This is a genomic window from Virgibacillus halodenitrificans (genome assembly GCF_001878675.1).
Taxonomy (GTDB): domain Bacteria; phylum Bacillota; class Bacilli; order Bacillales; family Amphibacillaceae; genus Virgibacillus_Q; species Virgibacillus_Q halodenitrificans.
In genome coordinates this window covers 1040608-1062415 of sequence record NZ_CP017962.1, presented here as the reverse complement: position 1 = coordinate 1062415, position 21808 = coordinate 1040608, and the positions used below count along the sequence as shown (strand labels likewise).

Here is a 21808-nt window from a genome sequence, read left to right as displayed (position 1 = left end):
TCCTTTTATTAATTGTATAAAACCTTACTTCAGTTGCTGTGCCACGCCATACCAGATAACATCCATCTTTTCTGCTCTTTCAGCTATATCCTGATACACCCAGCCTACTGCATCCCGCCACATTCTGTCACGTTTTTCTATTGGGACAATGCCCTTGGTAATATCTGTTCCGATGATGATGAGCTTTCGTTTGTCATTTGCCTTTTCCCATTCCAACCATGCTTGAATCTCATGGGCCATTTTTTCACGAATCGTAGCAATTGCTACTTCTTCATCCAGCAGCCTACCTACCCATTGCTCCACTCCCTCTAGTACGACGACAAGGAGATTCTCTGCTTCTAAAGGGGCTTCCAAACGAGCACTATCATAGGCAGAGCACCAATAGGATGTAATAGGGTAATGCTTTTTCACCCATTTTCGCTTTCCGTTATAGGCACCTCCTGTAACGAAGTGCATTGCTTTCCCTCCTTCCAATCCGCCATATTCCAAAAAAGTCTTAATCCACGCTGATGTGGTACATGCCATTCCCAAAAATGTTTCTTTTCTCGTGTGAAGGTTGATAATAACAGACGGATCACCCCACCATGTGTTACTAACAGAGTTTCCCGATGCTGTTCCTTATCGATCTGCTCCCTTAAAAGTGTCCACCCTGCCGCAACGCGTGCTTCCATTTCTGCAAAACGCTCTCCCCCAGGTGGCTTCACCTTAAAAGGATGATTGATCCATTCACGATATGCTGATACATGGCAGAGGGTCTCATATGTTTGCATTTCCCATTCACCAAAATGCAGTTCTCGGAATGCTTTTCTTTCAAGGATAGGTATATTTGGCGCGAGGCATTCTGCTGTTTCCCTGCAACGTCTTAAATCACTTGTTACACAGAGATCAAACCTCGGTAAAGCATCAGCTATGTCCATAAGCTTTTGTTTCGCTTCCATTGTAATTGGTGGATCACTCCAGCCTACATACCTTTTTTCAAGATTTGCTTGTGTCACACCATGGCGAAAGAGTGTAACAGCAACACCATTATCCATAAAGCCAATTCCATCCCTTCTGAGCTTGCACCCAACGTATCACCAGTGATGCCTCCGAAATTCTTCACTAATTTTCCAGCAATGCCATAGCCTAGCAGGACAAGCGTAGAAACCAAAATGCCATAGCCTAAAAGCAATTCTTTAGCATAAAACAGAAGAAACAGACCCATTAATAAAAGAAAGAGAACGTAAGCAAGCCAAATGCCTTTCCTGGCCCCTTGCTTGAAAAAGGAAGCCATTCCTGACTCTCTTGCTGCAGGCAATGCTTGTAGATATGCACCTAATATCATTTTACCAAGAAAAGGAATGAGTATGACCCATACATATATTTTTTCGTTAAAACCAATTAATTCATATAAAACAATAAATCGAACGAACAGAAACACGATGATAGAAAGGACACCAAATGCGCCAACACGTGGATCCTTCATAATCTCTAAGCGTTTTTCTTTTTCCCGAAAAGAAAAGTAGGCATCACTTGTATCGATCCAACCATCTAAATGGATACCCCCAGATAAAGCAATGAGGACGAGCCATAAAACAAGTGTCACTAGTATGTCCGATAAAGGGAGAGTTTGTGCGATGAATAAAAATAGTGCGTAAATACTCCCTTGGATAAGCCCCAGCAACGGAAAACTATATAATGCATACGATAAATGCTTCTGCTCCATTGGTAGTTCTCTGCGTAAGGGGATGGTCGTAAAAAATTGCAAATTAATCCCGATGCCAATAAAGATATCTTTCAGTCTAGTAAGCATGATTTTCACCCAGACTGATTGCTAATAGCTTTTGCCAATCAATATATTTTTCCACTTGAGCAGCAAGTTCCTCATAATCCTCCTCTGCAGGCATGCCGGATTTCTGCTCACCATTTGCACCAAGCTCATCTTCCTCCTTGATGTGATGCATTAAACCAGGAATTACCCCAAGTACAGGTAACCCTGTATGTCGTTCGATCCACTCTCTGCCAGAAGAAAAGGTGGTCATATCACCATGAAATTTATTAATAATTAACCCCTTCACTCGTTTCCTTTCTTCAGGTGCCAGCAGCTCCAGTGTGCCTACAATGCTTGCAAAAGCCCCGCCTCTGTCAATATCTGCAACCAAAATAACAGGAACATCAGCCAGCTCGGCAATCGCCATATTCGCAAGGTCCCGGTCCTTTAAATTCATTTCTACAGGACTGCCTGCTCCTTCGATCACCAACAGATCATACTTCTTCTCCAGTTCAGATAGGCCTGTTTGAACGGCTTGTTTTGCACGATCATAATATACCGACTTAAACGTACTTCCTTGAAGCTTTCCTTGAGCTTTTCCCAAAAATAGTACTTCTGTTTCTTGCTGCGGATATGGTTTTAAGACAATTGGATTCATATATACAGAAGGCTCAATTTTAGCCGCCTGTGCCTGCTGAAATTGAGCAATACTCATTTCTATATCCTCTCCCAATGGGATCGTAAAACTGGACATGTTCTGGGCCTTGAAAGGAGCGACAGCATAACCTTTATTTACATATAACCGGCACAGCGCCGTTGCAAGCAAACTTTTCCCTACATTGGATGCTGTTCCTTGAATCATGATTCCTTTCATCCTCTTTCTCCTTTCATGCAGACAGGGATCCCTGCTTCTACGAGATAAGCGCTATCCGCCTCCCCGACAATTCGTTGGTGCAGCTTGCCAAGAATATATTGATAGCGCTGAACAAGCTCGGTGGAGGAAGGAATCTCGTGAACAACCTCATTGGATACGAGAATGATGGCTGCGCCTGTTTTTCGTAAATTGCTTACATCTTTCCAAATTTGCTGAATCACTTGCTCTGCATCTTCCATTTCCCTCAGGAATAAATAATTATTAAGTAGTGTTGTTACACAATCCAATACCAAAATATCTGTCTTTCCAAATGAAGAAGCAATTTCATACACATCATATGCACATTCCCATGTCTCCCAATATACATCGGAAGCATGCCTGTCCTTCTGATGCCGTAAAATACGCTCCATCATTTCCTTATCTGATGCCACACCACAAGCAATATAATGGAGTTTTGTGTTTGGTGATTGCAAATGTAGATCTGTTGCGATTTTTTCTGCAAAGGCACTTTTTCCGCTACGTACGCCGCCGGAAATGAGAATCATTCTTCCTTCTTCCATTGTACGAGAGCCTCCATCAATTGATTGTTTTCTGCTTCCTTCTTCACTGCTGCACGGAGCCAATTCCCCTCCAAACCAGGGAAATTATATGTATGTCTTAATACAAGTCCTTTTTCTAATAAAAAATAATATAAGCTTTCTTGTGATGCAGCTGCTGGATCCTTCAGCAAATAAAAATTTACTGCAGAAGCGCTATGGATATAATCGGATCGTTGAAGAAAGTGAAACACTCTATCTCTCTCTTTTGTAATGAAATTGGTTGTATCCTTCACATGTTCCTGCTCCAGAAGGCAAGAAACTCCTGCTTTTAATGCGATGCCATTAAGCGCCCAGTGCGGCTGCCTTTTACCGATTTGCTCCACCACTTCCGGATGTCCGACAAGATAGCCGAGACGTAACCCGGCAATATGGTACATCTTTGTAAGCGAACGAAGAACGAGTAAATATGGGGAATTACTGGCTTTCTGAATAGCTGTGGCAGGTGGACTAACAAAATCATAAAAAGCTTCATCCAGGATCAGCAATGTTTTTGCTTCCTCACATGCTTCTATTAGCCAATTCATTACATGTTCATCAAATGCGATTCCGGTCGGATTATTCGGATTGCAAAAAAACACTGCGTCTGCAGCTTGTAACTTCTTATGTAGTACTTCTTTATCCAATGTAAAAGCCGGTGGTTTAAGCTGATAATAGGAAATATTACAATCCTCAACGCGGCATGCCGTTTCGTATTCCGAAAAAGCCGGCTGGGCAATAAGAACGTTTTTACCATGAAGAAAACGGGCGATCAATGTAATCAGCTCAGCAGCGCCATTTCCTGGTAACAGGCTTGCAGGCTCTACCTTTTCCTTCGTGGCTATTTGTTGCTTCAATTCGGTATAATGCGGATCTGGATAATCATACACCGCTTGCAGCCAGTCCTGCCAACATGCTTGAATGGAAGCTGGCGTGCCTAATGGATTGGTATTTACACTGAAATCAATAATGGTGGCTGGTGCTTCCATTCCTAAAGCTGTATACAGATGCTGTGTGTTAGCTCCATGTGCTGGTAAGTGCAATGCAGCCCCCTCCTATCCATAACAAGATAAAAAACAGCCAAACCGTATGTGTCATGATGCGATTCGTCTGTATAATATGTTCTTTTTGCAGTTGGTGAATGGCTTGTCCCATCCGTTCACGCTCTGATTTTATTCCTTTATAATAATTCACACCACCAAGCTGAACACCAAGAAGGATTGCTACAGCTGCTTCTCCCCAGCCACTGTTTGGGCTTGGATGCTTCTTCGCTTCCTGTCTAAGCTGCGATAATGCCTGTCTTTTTAATAGTATGTTTGAACGATTGGCCATCATCATGCAAAAGCCTGTTAATCTGCTGGGGATCCAGTTTACAACATCATCAAAACGGGCCGAAGCCCAGCCAAAATAAAGATACTGATCATTTTTATACCCAACCATGGAGTCACATGTATTCACTGCACGATACGCCATGGCCAGCGGTGCACCACCAATACATGCCCAAAATAGTGGTGCAGTAATACCATCACTACAGTTTTCTGCCACCGTCTCCACTGTAGCTCTCGTAATTTCACCTTCATCAAGATTCGCTGTGTCTCTGCCAACAATCATAGAGACACGCTGCTTCGCCTTCTCCATGTTGCCATCCTTCAGTGGTTGATAAACACCAAGCGCAGCTTCCTTCAACCCTTTTTGAGCAATCGTTGTAGCAATAAGCATTGCTTCTACTGCGATCCCTAAAATATTATGTATCTGATAAGCAGCCAGGACAATGCCCCATGTAACAAGGAAGACGATTACTAAAATAAGTATAAGCAGGACGGTTCCCTTTGCTTTACGATGTTTTCCTTTGTTAAGAAATCGCTCCAGCCGCAAAATAAGCGAGCCAATCATTTTCACCGGATGTGGCCATGTTGGTGGATCGCCAATGAGCCGGTCAATAATCAGGGCAAATGTGATGCTGAGTAAATGATGCAGAATCATAATTTCCCCTCTTTTTATAATTTTTGAGTGCTTTTTTTGTTTCTGTATAAACACTCTTTCCGATCAATTCTCCCAGCTCGGTTGCTGTTCCCGCATAGGGCAAATCTGCACCTGATTGTGTTGCAGCAATTAATATACTGTCTGTTGAGGTTCCAGTAGCAACTGTATTTGTACGTTTATCCCGAATATCCAACTCTTGAAGCACTTTTGCCTTTGCCTCAGTTGCTGTAATCACAGCCTGAATAAATGCTTCTTCAGATAGCTTTCCATTTATAAAAATCCAAGTGTTAATCGTACCCTGAGGAGTGGAACCGGCAGCTGCCTTTACTTCTGTACTATCCGTAGCGTTACCGACACCCGCTGTTACAACCGTTAATAACGAAAAGTTCTCTTTTTCCCAGCTTCCATAAGCTGCGTCCTTTAGTTGAACAGCTGTCATCATGCCGACCGTTTGTGACACGTCAAAGGCATGCTTTTCCAAATATGCATGCATATCCTCATGATGATCGGAACAATCATAGTCTTTAGATACATGGCGATTGACAAACTGCTGATGCCAGCCAATCCCTGCCCCACAAACACCGGAAGATAACGTGCGTAATGGTTTCGGAGAACGTAGTGCAACATGATCCTCCCCACATTCAAGCATGGAAGCATTGATGATAACCTGATGCTTCGCAGTATCCTCATATTTAGGCACAAGATGCATCTGTGGCTTCGCTATTGTCGGATGGGCATGCTTTTTAATATCTGTTCGGTATACATCCTTTAACATCGCCTCGGTCACGACGCCATCCGGTGCATGTAAGGCCATTGTCTTTCCTTGTGATAATAATAGCAGCCGGTCACAATACAGGCTCGCAAGATTTACATCATGGAAAATAGAAATGACAGTTAGCTTTTGCTCGATTGCCCTTTGCTTCAATAAATCCAATAATTCTTTTTGATAGGCCAAATCCAAATGGTTCGTCGGTTCATCAAGCAACAAAATCTCCGGTTCCTGGGCCAATGCCTGAGCCAAAAACACCCGTTGCTGCTCCCCACCAGATAGCTCCTGCACAGACTGATCCTGGAAGGAGATAATTTTTGTTTGCTGCATCACTTCCTGAACAACCTGTTCATCAGCTGCTGTCCATGTCTGGAAAAGCCCTTTATGATGTGCATACCTTCCCAATGCTACTGTTTCCTTTACCGTATATGGGAAGGCATGTGATGTAAGCTGTGGCAGGACAGCCATTTTTTTGGCAAGCTCCTTTCGTGAAAAATCACCTATATGTTGCTCGCCAATCGATATGGAGCCCTCTATACATGGCAGCAACCCACTAATCATTTTTAATAGTGTTGTTTTGCCGCTTCCATTCGGTCCCAATATACCGAAGAACTCTCCTTTGTCTACAGAAAAATGAATGTCCTGGACAATCGCTTCTGCATCATACCCTCCGGAAACGTGATCAAGATGCAACATTACAAACCGCCTCTACTTCCTTTTCGTTGTTTAATTAAAATCACCGCAAATACCGGTGCTCCAATTAATGCGGTAATCACACCAATCGGCAATAGACGTGGGGAGATGATCGTCCGGGATACTAAATCGGTTAAAATCAAAAATCCTGATCCCGTAATAATGGATAAGGGAAGTAAATGGACATGGTCCGGTCCCCATAAAAGTCGCGTTAAATGTGGAATCACCAGCCCAACAAAACCAATGGCTCCTGAAACAGCAACAGCAGCACCTGTTAATATCGATCCAGCGGCTAAAATAATCATTTTTCTTTTTTGCACATCAACACCTAAATGCTGTGCCCGTTCCTCTCCAAACGACATGGCATTCAACTCTTTACTGTTGATCATAAGCAAAAGGGCTCCCACAATAAAGAACGGAATAATAATACCGACATAGTCCCACCCCCTCATGGATACACTACCAAGCAACCAGCCGACAATTGCTTCCAATTGGTCACCTGTAAGCGCAATCATCAAGGAAATAAATGACCCTAAAAAAGAACTGAATATAATCCCCGTTAAAATAATTGTCTCCACCCGCATTGTTTTTTCCACTTTACGAGCAAAGAACAGCACAATCAAAATGGTAAGCAATGCTGTTGCAATACTGAAAACCGGTAAGGTATAGAGACCTAAGAAAGGTAAACTAATGTTGAAAAATATAGTAATCACCGCACCAACAGATGCTCCTGAAGATACTCCAAGAATGTACGGATCTGCTAATGGATTTCGCAGCAAGCCCTGAAAAGCCGCTCCTGCAATTGCAAGAGAGGATCCTACCAGACCAGCTAATAGCACCCGAGGTAAGCGAATTTGAAAAATGATATTTTCATACATCGGATCCACCTGATCGGAAACCGGGAAATGGAACAGATGGGCTGCTATCACATGCACAATATCCCCCACCGGCACTGTCACACTGCCAACAGATATGGCAGTAATGGCGGCAGCGATAAGGAATAATATGGATACGGCATATGCTATTATATATTTACTCTGCAAAAACGTCCGGATAGACAACCTTCGCAAGCTCCTTTGCACCCTCAACTAAACGTGGACCTGGGCGGCTAATCAAGTCTGAATGAATATCATATACAGCTTCGTTTTTTATTGCAGTAACACTATCCCATCCATCACGACTCAATACGGACTCCTCGGCATTTTCCTCGTAATGACCATATGTAGTTACAATCACATCCGGATTAAGCTTTACAATCGACTCTGGATCGATTTGCACCCATCCGTCTTGTTCCTTTGCTGCATTTTCTGCATGGATGATCTGCAATAAATTATCGAAAAATGTATTCTTCCCAGCAGTGAAAATTTCTGGGGCAGGAGATACTTCAAAGAAAACAGATTTACGATCTTCCTCACTAACCGTTTCTGCCTTCTCTTCCAGACTCGCAAACTCGTCTTTCATGTTACCGACAATATCCTCTGCTTTTTCCGTAGTACCAGTGATGTCTCCAATTTGTTGAATGGATTCGTATGTCTGATCAACATTCTGTGCATCTGCAACGACAAATACGTTAATCCCTGCATCACGCAGCTGCTGCAGCCCAGCCTCTGCATTATGTGCACTGGAAGCATGTGCAAGCACAAGGTCTGGCTTTAGACCAATGATTTTCTCAATATTTAATTCCATTCCACCGATTTTTTCCTTTTCCTGTACGGCTTCCGGATAATTATCATGATCAGATACGCCAACAACCTCTTCATCTAATCCTAGCGCAAAAGCAATTTCCGTATTACTTGGAATTAATGATACAATGCGTTCCGGCTTTTCTTCTATTGTTACTTCTTTGTCAATTGCATCTGTTAAGGTAACTGGAAAATCACTTTGCCCGGTTTCTTCTGTTTGTTCTGTGTTTGTTTCCTCGTCTTTCGTTTTGTTCGAAGCATCGTTGTCACCAGAATCACCTGACCCGCAACCGACCAGAAGACCAAGTGTTACGATTAATACAAATAAAAATGATAAAAGCTTTTTCAATCTGTTCTCCTCCTTTAAGTTATATACCTGTGAGAGAAATGATTATGTAAAGGATGTGAACGTGCAAACTATCTTTTCTGCCAATGTGAACCCCCACATACGGCTCATTTACCCAGTCATTATTTCCTAGGAAATGAAAAAAACATCTCCAAGAAATGAAGATGAATGGTAAAAGAAAAGGTTTTAATAATATGCATACCTGTTCCTTTACACCTTCCTATTCCTCGTAGGCTGTGGTGCATCGGGGTAGCAGGCAGGTCTCCTGGCTTATGGTCAACACTCGCTATGTCCCTTCCCATACTAACGTACAGTGGTAACACACAGCTAGCTCGCAAATACAGTGGCGGGACCGCGTTGGCTTCTCACCAACTTCCCTTTTTACGATTTCTAAACAGAAATCACCTGCACCCTATGAATAAGATTGTAACTGCCTTCATTATACATTTTTTTGTGGGGCATGTCATTTTATACAGGAGGAGGAACGAAGAATTTCTTGGTTAAGGGGACTACAGTTTTACTATGGCTTGAATTAGCATCTCAGGCTAGTGCACTTCTAGAGTATACGTAAGGATATTCTTACCGACAAATAGGACATCATTATTAGCCCACAATTTATCTATAAAGTTACTCTTGCATTGCTATGGTATTATAGTGTACTATATAACCATATAACAAACTTAAAGGCGATGGTAGAATGACTCAACATTTTAAATCCGATAAACCAATCTTTTTACAGATTCGAGAGAAAATAGAAGACCAAATTGTTCAAGGCACTCTAAAAGAGGGAGAACAAGCCCCCTCCACCACTCAACTGGTTAATTTCTATAAAGTTAACCATGTTACCGTCGCAAAAGGGATAAACCAATTAGTTGAAGCTGAAATCCTTTTTAAGAGACGAGGAATAGGCACGTTTGTCACAGAGGGAGCTCAACAGAAATTGCTGCAAAAAAGGAAAGAAACCTTTGCTTCTGTTGATTTGCGAAATATGATTATAGAGGCTGAAAAACTGAATCTTTCTGAAGAGGAATTAATTAATTTGATTAAGAAAACAAAGGAGGAGCTCCATAATGAGTCATAAACTCGAAATTAAAAAGATCTCTTTAAAATATGAAAACCAAAATACACTGACAAATGTTTCTACTGTATTGGAATCCGGTAACATTTACGGTCTTATTGGAAGGAATGGTGCTGGAAAGACATCCTTGTTATCCCTCATTGCTTCTTATCATCTTCCTACATCAGGCACCATCATCTATGATGGTGAAGCACTCTTTGAGCATGCTGTACACACAAAGGATATTCACTTTGGTTACGATCGTGTTTATCAAGATGAAATAGTTGAAAAAGCAAACAAATATCTTGAATCGGTTCATCTACATCGTCCTTATTTTGATAAGGCCTATGCAGCCAAGCTTATTAAGAAGTTTAAGATTGATCTGAACAAACCGCTCAGTAAATATTCAAAGGGAACGGTCGCCGCTTTTCACGTCATGCTTGGGCTGGCAAATCGTACACCAGTTACAATTTTTGATGAAGTTTATTTAGGCCTGGACGCTCCAACCAGAGAAATGTTTTATGAGGAGCTATTAGAAGAACATAACAGAAGTGAAAGGATGTTTATTCTTTCTACGCATTTAGTCTCTGAAATGGAACACTTATTTGATCATGTACTCATCCTTCACGAGGGCCAGCTCATCGTTGATGAAGACTTCGAAACGTTCACAAGCAGAGGCGTTAAACTAATTGGAGATGAAAATTCTGTGGATGAATTAACTTCCAACAAACACATTTTGCACACGGAAAGCCTTGGTCGAACAAAGGCCACAACACTTTATGGCGGATTTACGGAGGAGGAGTGGGCACGCGCAAAAGCGAAAGATCTTGAAGTTAGCCCAACTTCCCTTCAACATCTATTCACACATCTGACTAAGGAGGAAGCCTAATGCTTCAACATTATAATAGAACCGTTATAAAAGAGCTTTACAAAGAATGGATGAAATGGTCAGTTTGGTACTGGGCTGTCATTATTACCATTCGCGGGGTTCACTGGATTGCGCACTATCTCAGTGAAGAGGTACCGATCATCGATCATTTTATTTACTTTGCAAATGAATCCAGTTCTGTTCTCATGCTTGTCATCGGGGTTATGATGGTATTTTCGTTTCTTCGCCATTATATAGAACATGGACTTACACGCAAAACTTACTTTATAGGCGGGAGCATCGCTTCTCTCCTAATTGCACTAACCCTTGGAATCATCGGTATTATACTCTCTCTACTGGAAGGATCTATATTATCATTATTGAATTTAACCGATTTAACATCGATGGAATCGCATAGCTTTAGTTATTGGATCGGTTTCTTTTTACTATCTACGGTGACCTCTTGGCTTTATTATATGATTGGCTGGTTTATCGGTCATGTTTTTTACCGGTATAATTGGTGGAAAGGAATCGTTGCTTGTGTCATCGCCTTTTTCTTCGTGATGATGGAAAGCATTATAAATGGAGAGTCAGTCTCTCTTTATAGCTTTACTATTGAGGGTCTCTCACTTTCTATTTTCACTTCTATAATCATCTTAATCCTGATCAGTGCAGGGATGTTAGTAATAAACTACCAATTGGTAAAAGATATTCGAGTGAAAATGAAATAAACACAACATTTCTTTCTAAACTACACTAAAGCAATTGGTTGCCAGGCAGCTAGTTGCTTTGCTTTTATGGTCGCATAACATGCCAGACCATCTGATGTACCTGTTAAAGAAGAATTTCCACCGACTACTTTACGTTTATCCCAAAAGGTAATTGGTCCGTAATCAGGTTGTTTAACATTGTCAGCGTTGAAGCTGGCATCTTTTTCATCCAAATTCTTCAAATACTTAGATATGCCTTCTTCCTCTTGGACAGAGAGCTTATTTTGTTCAGCTAGCTGATGGTACTCTATTGATGCCTCTATCTTATCGAAACTCACTCTTTAATTTGAACGTGCCGTCTCTCATTGTCGGGCGGGTCCCCAAATCGGCAAAAAAATAAGCCATTAAAGCTATCCATACCTTAATGACCTATCTATCAATATTATTTTTTGCTTTCAAAATCCGATAAATATTTTCTAAATCAGATGCTGTGAAAAGCGTGTTCTCCTCGGCTAGTTGATTCTTGAAAAATGCAGCTAATTCTTCTTTTTCAATACACACATTTACATTTTGATTTTCCGAGTAATTAATTACTTTATTTTCCTCGTCAGATGAATAACTATAATATACAATCGGCGTCACAAAATTGGATTTCTTATTTTCCTTCAGAAGAAGCTTTCTTAATTCCAATGCTGTTCTCATCACTTGAGCAGCTGGATTACCATATGACAATAGCCTTAATTCAAGCTGACTTCTTCCATCGACTTTTCTATTTTTGTTTAACATCTTTTTAATAACAAGGGTTTGTTCTTTCTTTAGTTCATAGCTTGAAAACATGTTATCCAATAAAATAGAAAGTGTTTCATCGTTTTGGTTATTTTTAGTGACACCATGTAATACTGTCCCCGCCCAGTGCTTCGTTTCAATTACGTAAACACCCGTCGGCAGGAGTACTAAATGATCGATTTGCCTTGTATATAAATTCCCGTCTTCCCATATTGGTACAAACAAATTACCACCGATAATCATTTCATTGTACGTAATTACTCCTTCTCCAACCAGCTCATACTTTAATTCCTGTAACAGGTTGTGTGTCTCAACTTCGCCTCTATTAATAGAAAATTCCTGGAGTGTTTCAATATATTTGTCTTTATCATTTAGTTTCTGTACAAAATTATCATTTATTCTTTTAATTTCATCATGATAGTGCTGATATAAGCTACTTTCCAATTTCTCATATTCTGTTTTATGCGATTCATTCGCCTCTTGAATTGTTGCAGCAGTTTCTGAGTGGTTTCTCTCAATTTCTTCCATAAATATTTTATGTTGTTTTTTCTGTCTAAAAAACAAAAACAGACTAAGTCCAATTAATAAAATAATGATGGGTATGTATATTAATTCCAATCCAAAAACTCCTTCCATCTTCATTTTACGACAAATGAAGGAATTTTTCTGCAAAAAAGGTAAAATCATATATAAATAAAATAAAAGTCCTATTATATAAACGATAGATTTAATTTTTCTGTATTGATGTTTAAACTTATATCCGAATATAACTATGCAGTTTCCAGGAGAGTTTTATTCATTATTTAATCACAATTCCCTTCTCTTGAAATTCTTTTTTTATTTTTTTCGTTGGTTCTTGTAAATGAATTAAATGTTTATTCTTTTTCATAAAAAAATATTTGTATATAAATTTAACAGCCAAATTTGCATTTAATATTGAAAAGAAAGCAAATACGGCAAGCAACATTATATTCGTCAAGTTTTCAGATTTATTAATTACAATCTGAGCGATTACATATCCTAATGTAGGAGCAATAACTATTAAACTACTATATTTAACTACGCTTGTTCCCGCTTTTCTTTTGTTATCTCTTATATTAGAATAACTTTTAATATAATAGATGACTAACAGCACTACAATTAAAGCATATACAGTACCAGATGTTACGTAAAAAAAGCTGGATCCTATATTTAAATTGTAATAACTCATCTTCAAAAAAGTCACAAGATGGATGATTGAGGCGACTGTTCCCAAAAAACCAGTAAACAAAATAGCTTCAAATTGTACAGAATATGGGTTTTTAAATAATATTCTTAATGCCCAGATATGAATAAAACAGATTAAAGGCATGGTTATAATCCAGATAATATGAACTCGTGGGTACAGTAACGGCAGCAATGCTGTATCTAAAAAGATAATTAAAAATATAGTTATTCCAGGCTTAATATTAAATGTATCAATAAAAGATAACATCTTATTAAATTGTAAAGGTAACTGCTTTCTGCTTAGGTTTTGATCAATTCTCATTTATGCCCTTCCTTCAACGAATTTCTTTTTATAATACGTTACTTAAACTAATTAGCAATGGTTTTGTCTGACTTAACCGTATGAAGATTAAAGCATAAAAAACCTTGAATAGCATTTAGCCAGCCAAGGTTATAAAATTTTTTAGAGCTATATAATTATCTTTTGTGAGATTAATCTCTGTAATCAAACCTTCAATTAGCTGTTGCTATCTCTTTCTTCTATTAATTCTAAAAAAAGATCTTGTAGTTCTCCTTCTGTGTCGTTAGAATCAAGCAGTAATTTGAGTTCAAACGGACAATCATTTAAAGTTGAGCTTCCATCAATTACACCTAGCATGTTAGAAATGGTATCAATCATGGTTTGTTCAATTATTCTCATTAAAGTATCTTTATTTTCATCAGTTAAACTTTCGTAAAAACCAATAGCGTTTTTCCAATATTCATCTGTTTTAGAAGTAACATTCGTTGTTTCATACAAATTTTTGTATAGTTGAAGGTTCTCTTTAACTATAGACTCATAAAGCGATTTAACAAAAATATCATTCATTTTACATGTTTTTTCAGTTACATTATTAAAGTAACTGCACTCCAACTTGCTCAAAAAATTTCACTTTTAGCCTCTCTTCTTTCTCCACATACATAATTAAGACTTTGTCATCTTTTTTTATACTTGTTACATTATGAAAGTCCCCTGTAAACACAATTAAATCATTAAATGTTAAACTTAGACTAACCATTTGTTGATATACATCCATTGTTAAAATCACCTTAAAGTTTTGTCCATCTCTATAAGTATAAATTAACTCCCCATCATCTGTATTGCCTGTGATACTTATTGGCTCACTTAGAAAAAGTTCTAATAGATCATATTCATCATACTTTATAAACATCCTATTCATCCTTTTATTAATTATTTCGGTATAACTGTAATAACATCGCCTACTTCATTTATAATTACTTTGATATCTTGGGTTCCGTGAATAAACGTTCCGCTTCTATTACCTGGTATCTTTTTAGTATTCGCTATAGCATCTTCAATAACTGAAGGTGGAATATCTCTTGGATCTACGTATTTTTTGATAAAGTCACTAAATTCCTTTGTTTGCGGTTTATACCCTAAATCTTCAGCTTTTTTAATTGCTCTATTTGTTAAAGTAGCTTTCACTTCAGGAATGTCAGGTGCCATTCTTTCCAAAGCATGCTGCGAATACTTTCTCTCATTTATTATTCCTCCACCTACTGACATACTCCAACCAATTTCACCCATACCCTTACCAACCTTCCCCACATCCGCTGCTTTCTTCGCACCTGCTACATCATCCAATGGTTTCAGTAGTTTGAATGGGGTTAGGAGTAGAAAAAATCCTGATAAAGCACGTTCATTTATCGCTGCTTCACTATTCATAACGGTGGCGATGTCATCGGTAAAATAGTGGTAAGCCATGGTCGCATAACCAGCAAGACCATCTGGTGTACCTGCCAATGAGGAGTTTCCACCAACTACTTTACGTTTGTCCCAAAACGTAATTGGTCCATAATCAGGTTGTTTAACATCGTCAGCGTTGAAGCTGACATCTTTTTCATCCAAATTCTTTAAATACTTAGATATGGCTTCTTCCTCTTGGACAGAGAGCTTATTTTGTTCAGCTAGCTGCTGATACTCTACTGATGTCTCTATCTTATCAAAATTCATGGGGGTCTTACTAACTGAATGGCCACGATAGGAGAGAGGAAACATCTTATGCGGAAGCTGCATGGCCATATATGGCGCGATATATGCAAAATTTGACTGAAGCTTTTCAAGTGCGCTCTCCAAAGGATAAATTTTTTCCATCATTTTATTGTGAGTTTCACTTGTCTCTAAAGCAAATCTGTTATACTCCCCAACCTGCACCTCACCACTTTTAAACTTTCCACTCAGCTCTTCTATGTAGTTTTTCATCACCAATAGATCTTTCTCTACTTTTTCAAGTGCTGCGGTTTGGGTGCGGTCCAGTTCATGAAGATTTTCTAATGTATTATTCGTTTTCTGCTTCCCTGTCTGGACAGATTTAACAAGCTCACCTGGGTCAATTTTAGTTAGTGTCACAATGTCTTTCACTTCATCCAGTGCTATATTTGCCTCGTCACTGAGACCTTCAGCCACTCGCTTCACCTTATCCAATCCCTCTTCCACATCATTTTCCAGATATTCTTGCTTTATATAGCCTTCGGAAGATGATTCAAATGTTTGTACACTTTGCTGCATTTGTTCTAGAGTTTTTTCAAAATCAGCTAAGAATTGGTACATATCATCAAAAGTGGAAGTGCCCTGATTAGCGACGTACGAACTGGACTGACTCGGAGGAGATAAAGAAAACACGATGAACGGAGTGAATTGATGTTGCCTTATCGTACGGAGAGGAAGGAAGTTGCGCTAGTCGCTGGGCACTGGAACTGGACGTATCTCTTGCCATAAACATGATGACAGTCATCATAAAACCCTCGAATTGCTTCCCCACCCGTACCTTTTAGAGAATCCTCCAAGGATACAATGCCACGAACTGCTTTTTGGAGCCCTGTGATCTTGTCCTGAAAGGCATCTATTTGTTTAGTTGATGTTGTAATATTATTCTTGAGGCTTTCCACATCCAATACTTTCAAGTAAGCTCCCCCCTTTGCTCTACACTACTTTTGGTGAATGGATGTGGCTACAGATTCATCCGTTTCCTTCAAGTTTTCAACTGCTTGAACGGTTGCTTGAGCATAATCCAGTAAGAGTGTTTGATAGGATGTGACAAGTTCTTCAAATATTTTCTTCATCTCTTCTAATTTATCTACCATTTCAAGTGAATTGTCGCCTTTCATTTCCGCAAACGATACTTCAAATCCTTGGATAGATGTTTTTAATTCCTCCAGCGCTTTTTCAACTGGGGCGCTGGCTAACTTTATTTCTGTGCTCATCCCTTCGTTAACTCCTCTCTCTTCTGCTCAAATAAAGCATCAATATTTGTCTGCAAAGAAGAAACCGTCCGCTCCCATCCGGCGATTTCCTCCTCAATGGCCTTCATTTCACGCTGTAGTTCTCCCAATGTTGCGCTCATCTGTTCATTCGGTATAGCCATATAGCTGACATGGAGCTGCTCTTTACGAAAATTATCAAAAGCTGTCGCCAATTCCCCGTGCCATGTGGTTGTACCCAGCTCGGGTTGCATGCACAAGCTCTTCTTATCCACAAAATCACTTTTACAAGCCGTTAATTTTGTAGCTGTTTGCTGTAGCCGAGCAAGATCCTTTTTTCTTTCCTCTATTCGCTGTTCAAGCAAATGGACGGAACCCTGCAAACTTAAAATTTGGATGCTAATCCATAAAAGAATACTCATTTATTTCTGCCCCCATCCGTGCAATTAGGTATAAATATGCATACATTTTTTCTCAGATACTATTATTATACGTAAAATGGGAAATTTTTCTAAGATTAAAAAGTACCTCTTTTTAGAGAAAATATGTAATTCCACAAGTAAATGTAGTTAGAAAGTCCTAACACTTCTATTTGGATTCTTTGTACCATTTTACTGCCTTTGCTTCTATTTCTTTTACAAAATCATTTTTCCCCTCTATATACCTTTCCATATCAGTGGGAAATTGTGTTGCCAAGTGCTGCTTTAGATTTCCATAGCTTTCGCTTATAGCCGGATTTACTCGCAAGTAATCTCTGAATGCCAGATGTCTTATCGCTTCGGGGCTATCGATTTCAAAAATGTGAACATGATGAGTTCGGTCTTCTCCTCCTTTACGAAAAAACCGGCGCATCGGTATGCCGTATTCTCCCATCGGCTCATATCCAATACGCTGCATTCCCTCATTATATGTATCTACTAGAGTGATATTCTCTACTACTGGCATGATATCGATAATAGGCTTGGCTTTTAGACCAGGTACAGATGTACTCCCAATATGATAGATATGCACTAACAGATCTCCGAAAATTTGTTGTAGCTTTATTGCTTCTTCATTAAACTTGTCTGCCCATGTTGGATTATAGGGACATACTTGTACTTTTCTCATTGTAATTACTCCTTTTACGCATTAGTTTGTCTCTTATTCTTTTCTATTTTTCTCCGAGTATACATTGTACCTTTTACCTGAAGTTTCTGTTTTCATTGTATAATATAGTAGTTAAATAATGGAGGTTGGAACATGCGCTATATTATCTTTTTATTAGTTGAAGTCATCATTTTTTGCAGTATTATTCTTGTTCAATTCTTTTTATCTCCATATATTGGTGCACCTTTTTCAGTAATCGATATCATTGCTGGCATTATGATTCTTTTTCTTCTGGGTTTGCTCTTCTATTTCTTAACAATTTTATTTCAGAAAAAAATGCAATCGATACCAATAAAAATAAAATTAATTCTATCGATCCCATGCTTTCTTCTAACATCATTGGCTCTCGGCATTGGTCTAAGTTTTTTAGGCATCGGCTAATATGAAAGTGATGCTTGGTACATTTGCCCTCCCTTCTGCATAAAATAGGGTGATGAAAATTGTGAAGGGATGATAATATGCATCATTATTATTACACATGTCCATATATGAACTTTACTAATCTACCAATTGATTACACCAGACAATACGGCTATCCTGCCTATCCACACGGTTATGCACCATTCGTACCAAATGACCACTTACCATTAGAGGAAACACGCTTAAAGGATTATGGAAAACAACCGTATGTAATTAATATTGAGGAGGCAGCAAAGAGGAATAATAACTTCCGCACTGCAATTTGGACTGGAGATAACTTACAGGTGACTGTGATGAGCATTCCTGTGGGCGGCGATGTAGGATTGGAAGTCCATCCAGATGTAGATCAGTTTTTACGAATTGAGGAAGGGCAAGGCGTTGTCCAAATGGGCAACACGGAAAGCAACTTGAATTTTCAACGACAGGTTACTGAGGATTATGCTATTATGGTGCCTGCTGGGAAATGGCATAATCTAATAAATACAGGAAACAAACCATTAAAGCTGTATACAATATACGCCCCACCTGAGCATCCATTCGGCACGATCCATCGTACACAAGAAGAATCGATGGCAGCAGAAAATTACTAATCATCTGATGTAAAAAACATCAATCGCTAAGGATTGATGTTTTTTCATTTTCCCCCTTCAGCTTGTGGTAAAATATAACATAGAAATAGAATAACTGTTTAAAGGGGAGAGAATTATATGCGCGTGCTGCTGGAGCTTTTCCGTATCATCTTTATTTTTGGCTTGCTTGGTGGATTAACCTGGGGAATAATTGGGAACGTTTATATCCTAAATGAAGCGACCGAATTATACGGTTGGATGGCTGGTTTGGCTATTTATGTGCTTCTATTTATATTATACAGAAATAAATTCCAGTTCTCCGGATGGTATAAAGGAAAAGGCCGGAAAAAGCTTTCGCGAACTGCTACCGGCATTTTATTAGCTTGTGCAGGAATTCTATTTTTACTTCCGTTTGGTTTAGCCTATTTTATTGGAATTTGACAAAAGGCTTCGGTAAACAAAGGCACGCAGCTTATAAGTCTATGCCTATTGTGCACTCGCAAACCGAAAAATACTCCATCTGCCCTGTTTCATAAAAGCTACCACCTTAAAAAAGGCTTATGGTAAGCTTTCACATACAATTCCATCCCCATCCCGACCATCTAACCGATGCGGATCTTTTGCGGGGCCACCTGCTGCTTCAAAGAAATCTTGCGCTTGTTGCTGTGTATCAAAATCTCCACAATCTCGGTCTGGACCGTTTGGATCATATTTCAAAGTACTTGAAGAAGAACCTTTTTCTCCCTCATTGGCTTCATTTTCAGACGCTTTTTCCTCTGTAGAACTGCTATTATTATTCCCAGAAGAATCTTTTTCTGTGCCTCTTCCATAATAAAAGCCATCATCACGGACATAGCCATCACGCGACCATATCCCTTTTTCTTTATTTTTAGCTCTGTTTTGTGCCTTCATATATTCTTGATAATATGTATATGGTGGGTCATATACATAAGCAAGCCTTGCCAGACCTTCCTCCAGCAGCATTTGATTGAACATTTTCCCGTCCACCCAAATGTAAGCTAAAAGCCGACCATATTTATCCCGCTTCGGCCCATCGTACTCTACTTCGATTTGCTTACCAGAAAGCTCTTGCTTGGCAAAGCTGCTCGCCTCGGGGCCAAATGGTTGTACTGGCTTGGATGGGTGTTTGGTTTCCGGTGTATCGACAAGTAAAAGACGCACTGTTTCTTCCTGTCCATTTAATTTTATTTTAACCGTATCCCCATCTACTACTCTCGTCACCTGAGCGTCTGGTCCGTGATCTGCCTGTTTTTGTGGTGTTGCCGTCTTCTTAGCTGACTGCTCTTGCTCCTCTGCTGCAGATTCGTTTTCTTGCTTCACTGACTGCTTTTCTTTAGATGCTTCCTTCTCCTCGTTCTGTGCTGTATCTTGCTCAGATGTAGGTTTTTCTTTCTGTTCTAAGTTCGCTATTTCTTTCTCAGCAGCTTTTTCCGCTTCCAGTTCGTTATTTTCTGCTTTATCAGTCTCCTGCTCTTGAACCTCAGCCTGTTCACTACCAGCAGGAAAAGGCATTGCTCCTGCTGCAATAAGAGAAACGACGAGCACAAGAATTGCCACCTTGCGATTTACGATATGTAGAAGCTTTACATTACCTTTAAATAATGCGATCACTGCTGCCACAAAAGCGATCATCATAATGACTTGTGCACCGTTCCATAATGAATCAACAAGTGACCCTTGAAGCACTACGGGCAATACGCCCAATAGTAAAAAAATATATCCAATACTTGCAATCACTTTCTTCCATGTCGTGTCAGACCGAAAACCTGGCACTTGTTTTATAAAATTCTTCACGTTATGTCCCCCTAAATAATGAAAATATAAATGCTCTCTGATGAAATTGGAGTATCATATGTGATTAGTTTACCAGAAATTACTTTCAACGTGTCCATCGATTACTTTAACAGTTTGCAGTAAACCCTATTTTTTCTTATTCCGTTTATTTTTCAACTTGCAATTCTGTTTTTAACAAGGTAATATATAATTGTGAAATAATTCACAAACCAATCGCTTAAGGGAGGAACTATTTATGAAAGCTGCTGTAGTGAGTGCTAAAAACAAAGGTCGGTTGGAAATTAAGGAAATTGAATTACCGAAGCTAGCACCAGGGCAAGCCCTTGTAGATGTAGAATACTGTGGTGTGTGTCATACTGACTTACACGTTGCGAAAGGCGATTTTGGAGAAGTTCCCGGACGTGTACCAGGCCACGAAGGTATTGGTATTGTTAAAGAAGTTGCAGATGATGTAACAAGCATTAAAGTAGGCGACCGGGTCAGTATTGCTTGGTTTTATAAAGGATGCGGAACATGTGAGTATTGTTTAACTGGTCGAGAAACATTTTGTAGAGATGTTAAAAATGCCGGCTTTACTGTCGACGGAGCCATGGCTGAACAATGTATTGTCGAGGCTGATTATGCTGTAAAAGTTCCAGAAGGATTGGACCCTGCGCAAGCAAGTAGTATAACTTGTGCTGGTGTTACTTGCTATAAAGCAATTAAGGTTGCTGATATAAAACCAGGTCAATGGATTGCGATCTATGGTTGTGGTGGTTTAGGAAACCTAGCGATCCAGTATGCTAAAAATGTATTTAACGCAAAGGTAATTGCTGTTGATATTAATGATGATAAGTTAGAGTTAGCTAAAGAAATAGGTTCAGATCTTGTTTGCAATCCGCTTACAGATGGAGATGCAGGTGATTGGATTCAGGAAAAAGTCGGTGGAGCACATGCTGCAGTTGTAACCGCCGTTTCCAAGGTTGCTTTTAACCAAGCTGTTAATTCTGTCCGTGCTACATCCAAAGTGGTTGCCGTAGGTCTTCCACCTGAAACAATGGACTTGGAAATTGTAAAGACGGTATTAGATGGTATCCAGGTAGTAGGATCTCTTGTAGGGACAAGAAAGGATTTGCAAGAAGCATTCCAATTTGGGGCTGAAGGGAAGGTCGTTCCTATTGTAGAAACCAGATGCCTGCATGAGGTTAATGATATTTTTGAAGAAATGGAACAAGGTAAAATTCAAGGAAGAATGGTTATTGATATGCACAAGAAATAAACGATAGACTAAAGGAACCTGCTGTGTTCAGGTTCCTTTA

The 21808-nt window shown here is 39.4% G+C and carries 28 protein-coding genes and 1 riboswitch; of the genes, 7 read left to right on the top strand and 21 right to left on the bottom strand.

What is annotated here, in order from left to right; genetic code table 11:
• Positions 1 to 24 precede the first annotated feature (24 nt).
• Genes BME96_RS05495 through BME96_RS05450 form a run of 10 tightly spaced genes read right to left on the bottom strand, consistent with a single transcriptional unit; the run spans position 25 to position 8675 of the window.
• The gene (locus BME96_RS05495) at positions 25 to 456 is read right to left on the bottom strand and encodes a bifunctional adenosylcobinamide kinase/adenosylcobinamide-phosphate guanylyltransferase (RefSeq protein ID WP_071648531.1); all 432 of its coding nucleotides are present in this window, start codon (positions 454 to 456) and stop codon (positions 25 to 27) included.
• A complete protein-coding gene (locus tag BME96_RS05490) occupies positions 408 to 1034 on the bottom strand; it encodes a histidine phosphatase family protein (RefSeq protein ID WP_071648530.1) in 627 nt (208 codons plus the stop codon). Before BME96_RS05490 ends, BME96_RS05495 begins: the two co-directional genes overlap by 49 nt.
• The gene (gene cobS, locus BME96_RS05485) at positions 992 to 1792 is read right to left on the bottom strand and encodes an adenosylcobinamide-GDP ribazoletransferase (RefSeq protein WP_071648529.1); all 801 of its coding nucleotides are present in this window, start codon (positions 1790 to 1792) and stop codon (positions 992 to 994) included. The genes BME96_RS05490 and cobS overlap by 43 nt, the downstream gene beginning before the upstream one ends.
• A complete protein-coding gene (locus BME96_RS05480; RefSeq protein WP_071648528.1) occupies positions 1782 to 2624 on the bottom strand; it encodes a cobyric acid synthase in 843 nt (280 codons plus the stop codon). Before BME96_RS05480 ends, cobS begins: the two co-directional genes overlap by 11 nt.
• Positions 2621 to 3184 carry a bifunctional adenosylcobinamide kinase/adenosylcobinamide-phosphate guanylyltransferase gene (locus tag BME96_RS05475; protein ID WP_071648527.1) on the bottom strand — a complete coding sequence of 188 codons (564 nt, stop codon included), beginning with the start codon at positions 3182 to 3184 and terminating at the stop codon, positions 2621 to 2623. Before BME96_RS05475 ends, BME96_RS05480 begins: the two co-directional genes overlap by 4 nt.
• Positions 3166 to 4242 carry a threonine-phosphate decarboxylase CobD gene (gene cobD, locus BME96_RS05470; protein WP_071648526.1) on the bottom strand — a complete coding sequence of 359 codons (1077 nt, stop codon included), beginning with the start codon at positions 4240 to 4242 and terminating at the stop codon, positions 3166 to 3168. Before cobD ends, BME96_RS05475 begins: the two co-directional genes overlap by 19 nt.
• On the bottom strand, positions 4217 to 5182 hold the full coding sequence (gene cbiB / locus BME96_RS05465; protein WP_071648525.1) for an adenosylcobinamide-phosphate synthase CbiB: 966 nt from the start codon (positions 5180 to 5182) through the stop codon (positions 4217 to 4219). The genes cobD and cbiB overlap by 26 nt, the downstream gene beginning before the upstream one ends.
• The gene (locus BME96_RS05460) at positions 5136 to 6647 is read right to left on the bottom strand and encodes an adenosylcobinamide amidohydrolase (protein ID WP_071648524.1); all 1512 of its coding nucleotides are present in this window, start codon (positions 6645 to 6647) and stop codon (positions 5136 to 5138) included. The genes cbiB and BME96_RS05460 overlap by 47 nt, the downstream gene beginning before the upstream one ends.
• Positions 6647 to 7714: a FecCD family ABC transporter permease gene (locus BME96_RS05455; protein ID WP_071648523.1), complete on the bottom strand. Its 1068-nt coding sequence runs from the start codon at positions 7712 to 7714 to the stop codon at positions 6647 to 6649. The genes BME96_RS05460 and BME96_RS05455 overlap by 1 nt, the downstream gene beginning before the upstream one ends.
• Positions 7677 to 8675, bottom strand: coding sequence for an ABC transporter substrate-binding protein (locus tag BME96_RS05450; RefSeq protein ID WP_071648522.1), 999 nt, complete (start codon positions 8673 to 8675; stop codon positions 7677 to 7679). Before BME96_RS05450 ends, BME96_RS05455 begins: the two co-directional genes overlap by 38 nt.
• 235 nt (positions 8676 to 8910) lie before the next feature.
• Positions 8911 to 9096: riboswitch (cobalamin riboswitch) on the bottom strand.
• A gap of 273 nt (positions 9097 to 9369) precedes the next feature.
• Here BME96_RS05450 and BME96_RS05445 point away from each other — a divergent pair.
• Genes BME96_RS05445 through BME96_RS05435 form a run of 3 tightly spaced genes read left to right on the top strand, consistent with a single transcriptional unit; the run spans position 9370 to position 11328 of the window.
• Positions 9370 to 9753 (top strand): GntR family transcriptional regulator, encoded by a 384-nt coding sequence (locus tag BME96_RS05445; RefSeq protein ID WP_071648521.1) that lies wholly within the window; start codon positions 9370 to 9372, stop codon positions 9751 to 9753.
• Complete coding sequence (locus BME96_RS05440) at positions 9743 to 10618, top strand: ATP-binding cassette domain-containing protein (RefSeq protein ID WP_071648520.1); 876 nt, start codon at positions 9743 to 9745, stop codon at positions 10616 to 10618. Before BME96_RS05445 ends, BME96_RS05440 begins: the two co-directional genes overlap by 11 nt.
• Entirely contained in the window at positions 10618 to 11328 is a 711-nt protein-coding gene (locus BME96_RS05435; RefSeq protein WP_071648519.1) for a hypothetical protein, read from the top strand. The genes BME96_RS05440 and BME96_RS05435 overlap by 1 nt, the downstream gene beginning before the upstream one ends.
• 20 nt (positions 11329 to 11348) lie before the next feature.
• Here BME96_RS05435 and BME96_RS05430 read toward each other — a convergent pair whose 3' ends face one another.
• From BME96_RS05430 to BME96_RS05380, 10 genes are all read right to left on the bottom strand, one after another.
• Complete coding sequence (locus BME96_RS05430) at positions 11349 to 11645, bottom strand: hypothetical protein (RefSeq protein ID WP_071648518.1); 297 nt, start codon at positions 11643 to 11645, stop codon at positions 11349 to 11351.
• Positions 11646 to 11736: 91 nt separating this feature from the next.
• Positions 11737 to 12711, bottom strand: a complete 975-nt coding sequence (locus BME96_RS05425) for a nuclease-related domain-containing protein (RefSeq protein ID WP_060678672.1) — start codon at positions 12709 to 12711, stop codon at positions 11737 to 11739.
• Between the two features lie 181 nt (positions 12712 to 12892).
• The gene (locus tag BME96_RS05420; RefSeq protein WP_071648517.1) at positions 12893 to 13621 is read right to left on the bottom strand and encodes a hypothetical protein; all 729 of its coding nucleotides are present in this window, start codon (positions 13619 to 13621) and stop codon (positions 12893 to 12895) included.
• Positions 13622 to 13816: 195 nt separating this feature from the next.
• Complete coding sequence (locus BME96_RS05415) at positions 13817 to 14221, bottom strand: transposase (protein WP_231478673.1); 405 nt, start codon at positions 14219 to 14221, stop codon at positions 13817 to 13819.
• Complete coding sequence (locus BME96_RS05410) at positions 14193 to 14510, bottom strand: hypothetical protein (protein ID WP_071648516.1); 318 nt, start codon at positions 14508 to 14510, stop codon at positions 14193 to 14195. The genes BME96_RS05415 and BME96_RS05410 overlap by 29 nt, the downstream gene beginning before the upstream one ends.
• A gap of 20 nt (positions 14511 to 14530) precedes the next feature.
• Positions 14531 to 15910 carry a T7SS effector LXG polymorphic toxin gene (locus tag BME96_RS19355; protein WP_083547421.1) on the bottom strand — a complete coding sequence of 460 codons (1380 nt, stop codon included), beginning with the start codon at positions 15908 to 15910 and terminating at the stop codon, positions 14531 to 14533.
• A 98-nt stretch (positions 15911 to 16008) separates the two neighbouring features.
• Positions 16009 to 16263 (bottom strand): T7SS effector LXG polymorphic toxin, encoded by a 255-nt coding sequence (locus BME96_RS05395; protein WP_071648515.1) that lies wholly within the window; start codon positions 16261 to 16263, stop codon positions 16009 to 16011.
• Positions 16264 to 16287: 24 nt separating this feature from the next.
• On the bottom strand, positions 16288 to 16563 hold the full coding sequence (locus tag BME96_RS05390; RefSeq protein WP_071648514.1) for a YwqI/YxiC family protein: 276 nt from the start codon (positions 16561 to 16563) through the stop codon (positions 16288 to 16290).
• A complete protein-coding gene (locus tag BME96_RS05385; protein WP_071648513.1) occupies positions 16560 to 16982 on the bottom strand; it encodes a YwqH-like family protein in 423 nt (140 codons plus the stop codon). The genes BME96_RS05390 and BME96_RS05385 overlap by 4 nt, the downstream gene beginning before the upstream one ends.
• 166 nt (positions 16983 to 17148) lie before the next feature.
• Positions 17149 to 17667 carry a GrpB family protein gene (locus BME96_RS05380; RefSeq protein WP_060678666.1) on the bottom strand — a complete coding sequence of 173 codons (519 nt, stop codon included), beginning with the start codon at positions 17665 to 17667 and terminating at the stop codon, positions 17149 to 17151.
• 132 nt (positions 17668 to 17799) lie between these two features.
• Between BME96_RS05380 and BME96_RS05375 the strand changes: the two genes are divergently transcribed.
• From BME96_RS05375 to BME96_RS05365, 3 genes are all read left to right on the top strand, one after another.
• On the top strand, positions 17800 to 18087 hold the full coding sequence (locus BME96_RS05375) for a hypothetical protein (RefSeq protein ID WP_019375636.1): 288 nt from the start codon (positions 17800 to 17802) through the stop codon (positions 18085 to 18087).
• Positions 18088 to 18164: 77 nt separating this feature from the next.
• Entirely contained in the window at positions 18165 to 18716 is a 552-nt protein-coding gene (locus BME96_RS05370) for a cupin domain-containing protein (RefSeq protein ID WP_019375635.1), read from the top strand.
• A gap of 117 nt (positions 18717 to 18833) precedes the next feature.
• Entirely contained in the window at positions 18834 to 19136 is a 303-nt protein-coding gene (locus BME96_RS05365) for a hypothetical protein (RefSeq protein ID WP_071648512.1), read from the top strand.
• Between the two features lie 117 nt (positions 19137 to 19253).
• Here the strand turns inward: BME96_RS05365 and BME96_RS19770 are convergent, their stop codons facing one another.
• A complete protein-coding gene (locus tag BME96_RS19770; RefSeq protein WP_060678663.1) occupies positions 19254 to 20510 on the bottom strand; it encodes a thermonuclease family protein in 1257 nt (418 codons plus the stop codon).
• A gap of 235 nt (positions 20511 to 20745) precedes the next feature.
• On the opposite strand from BME96_RS19770, the gene adhP reads away from it, so the two are divergent.
• Entirely contained in the window at positions 20746 to 21768 is a 1023-nt protein-coding gene (gene adhP / locus BME96_RS05355; RefSeq protein ID WP_019375632.1) for an alcohol dehydrogenase AdhP, read from the top strand.
• Positions 21769 to 21808 lie beyond the last annotated feature (40 nt).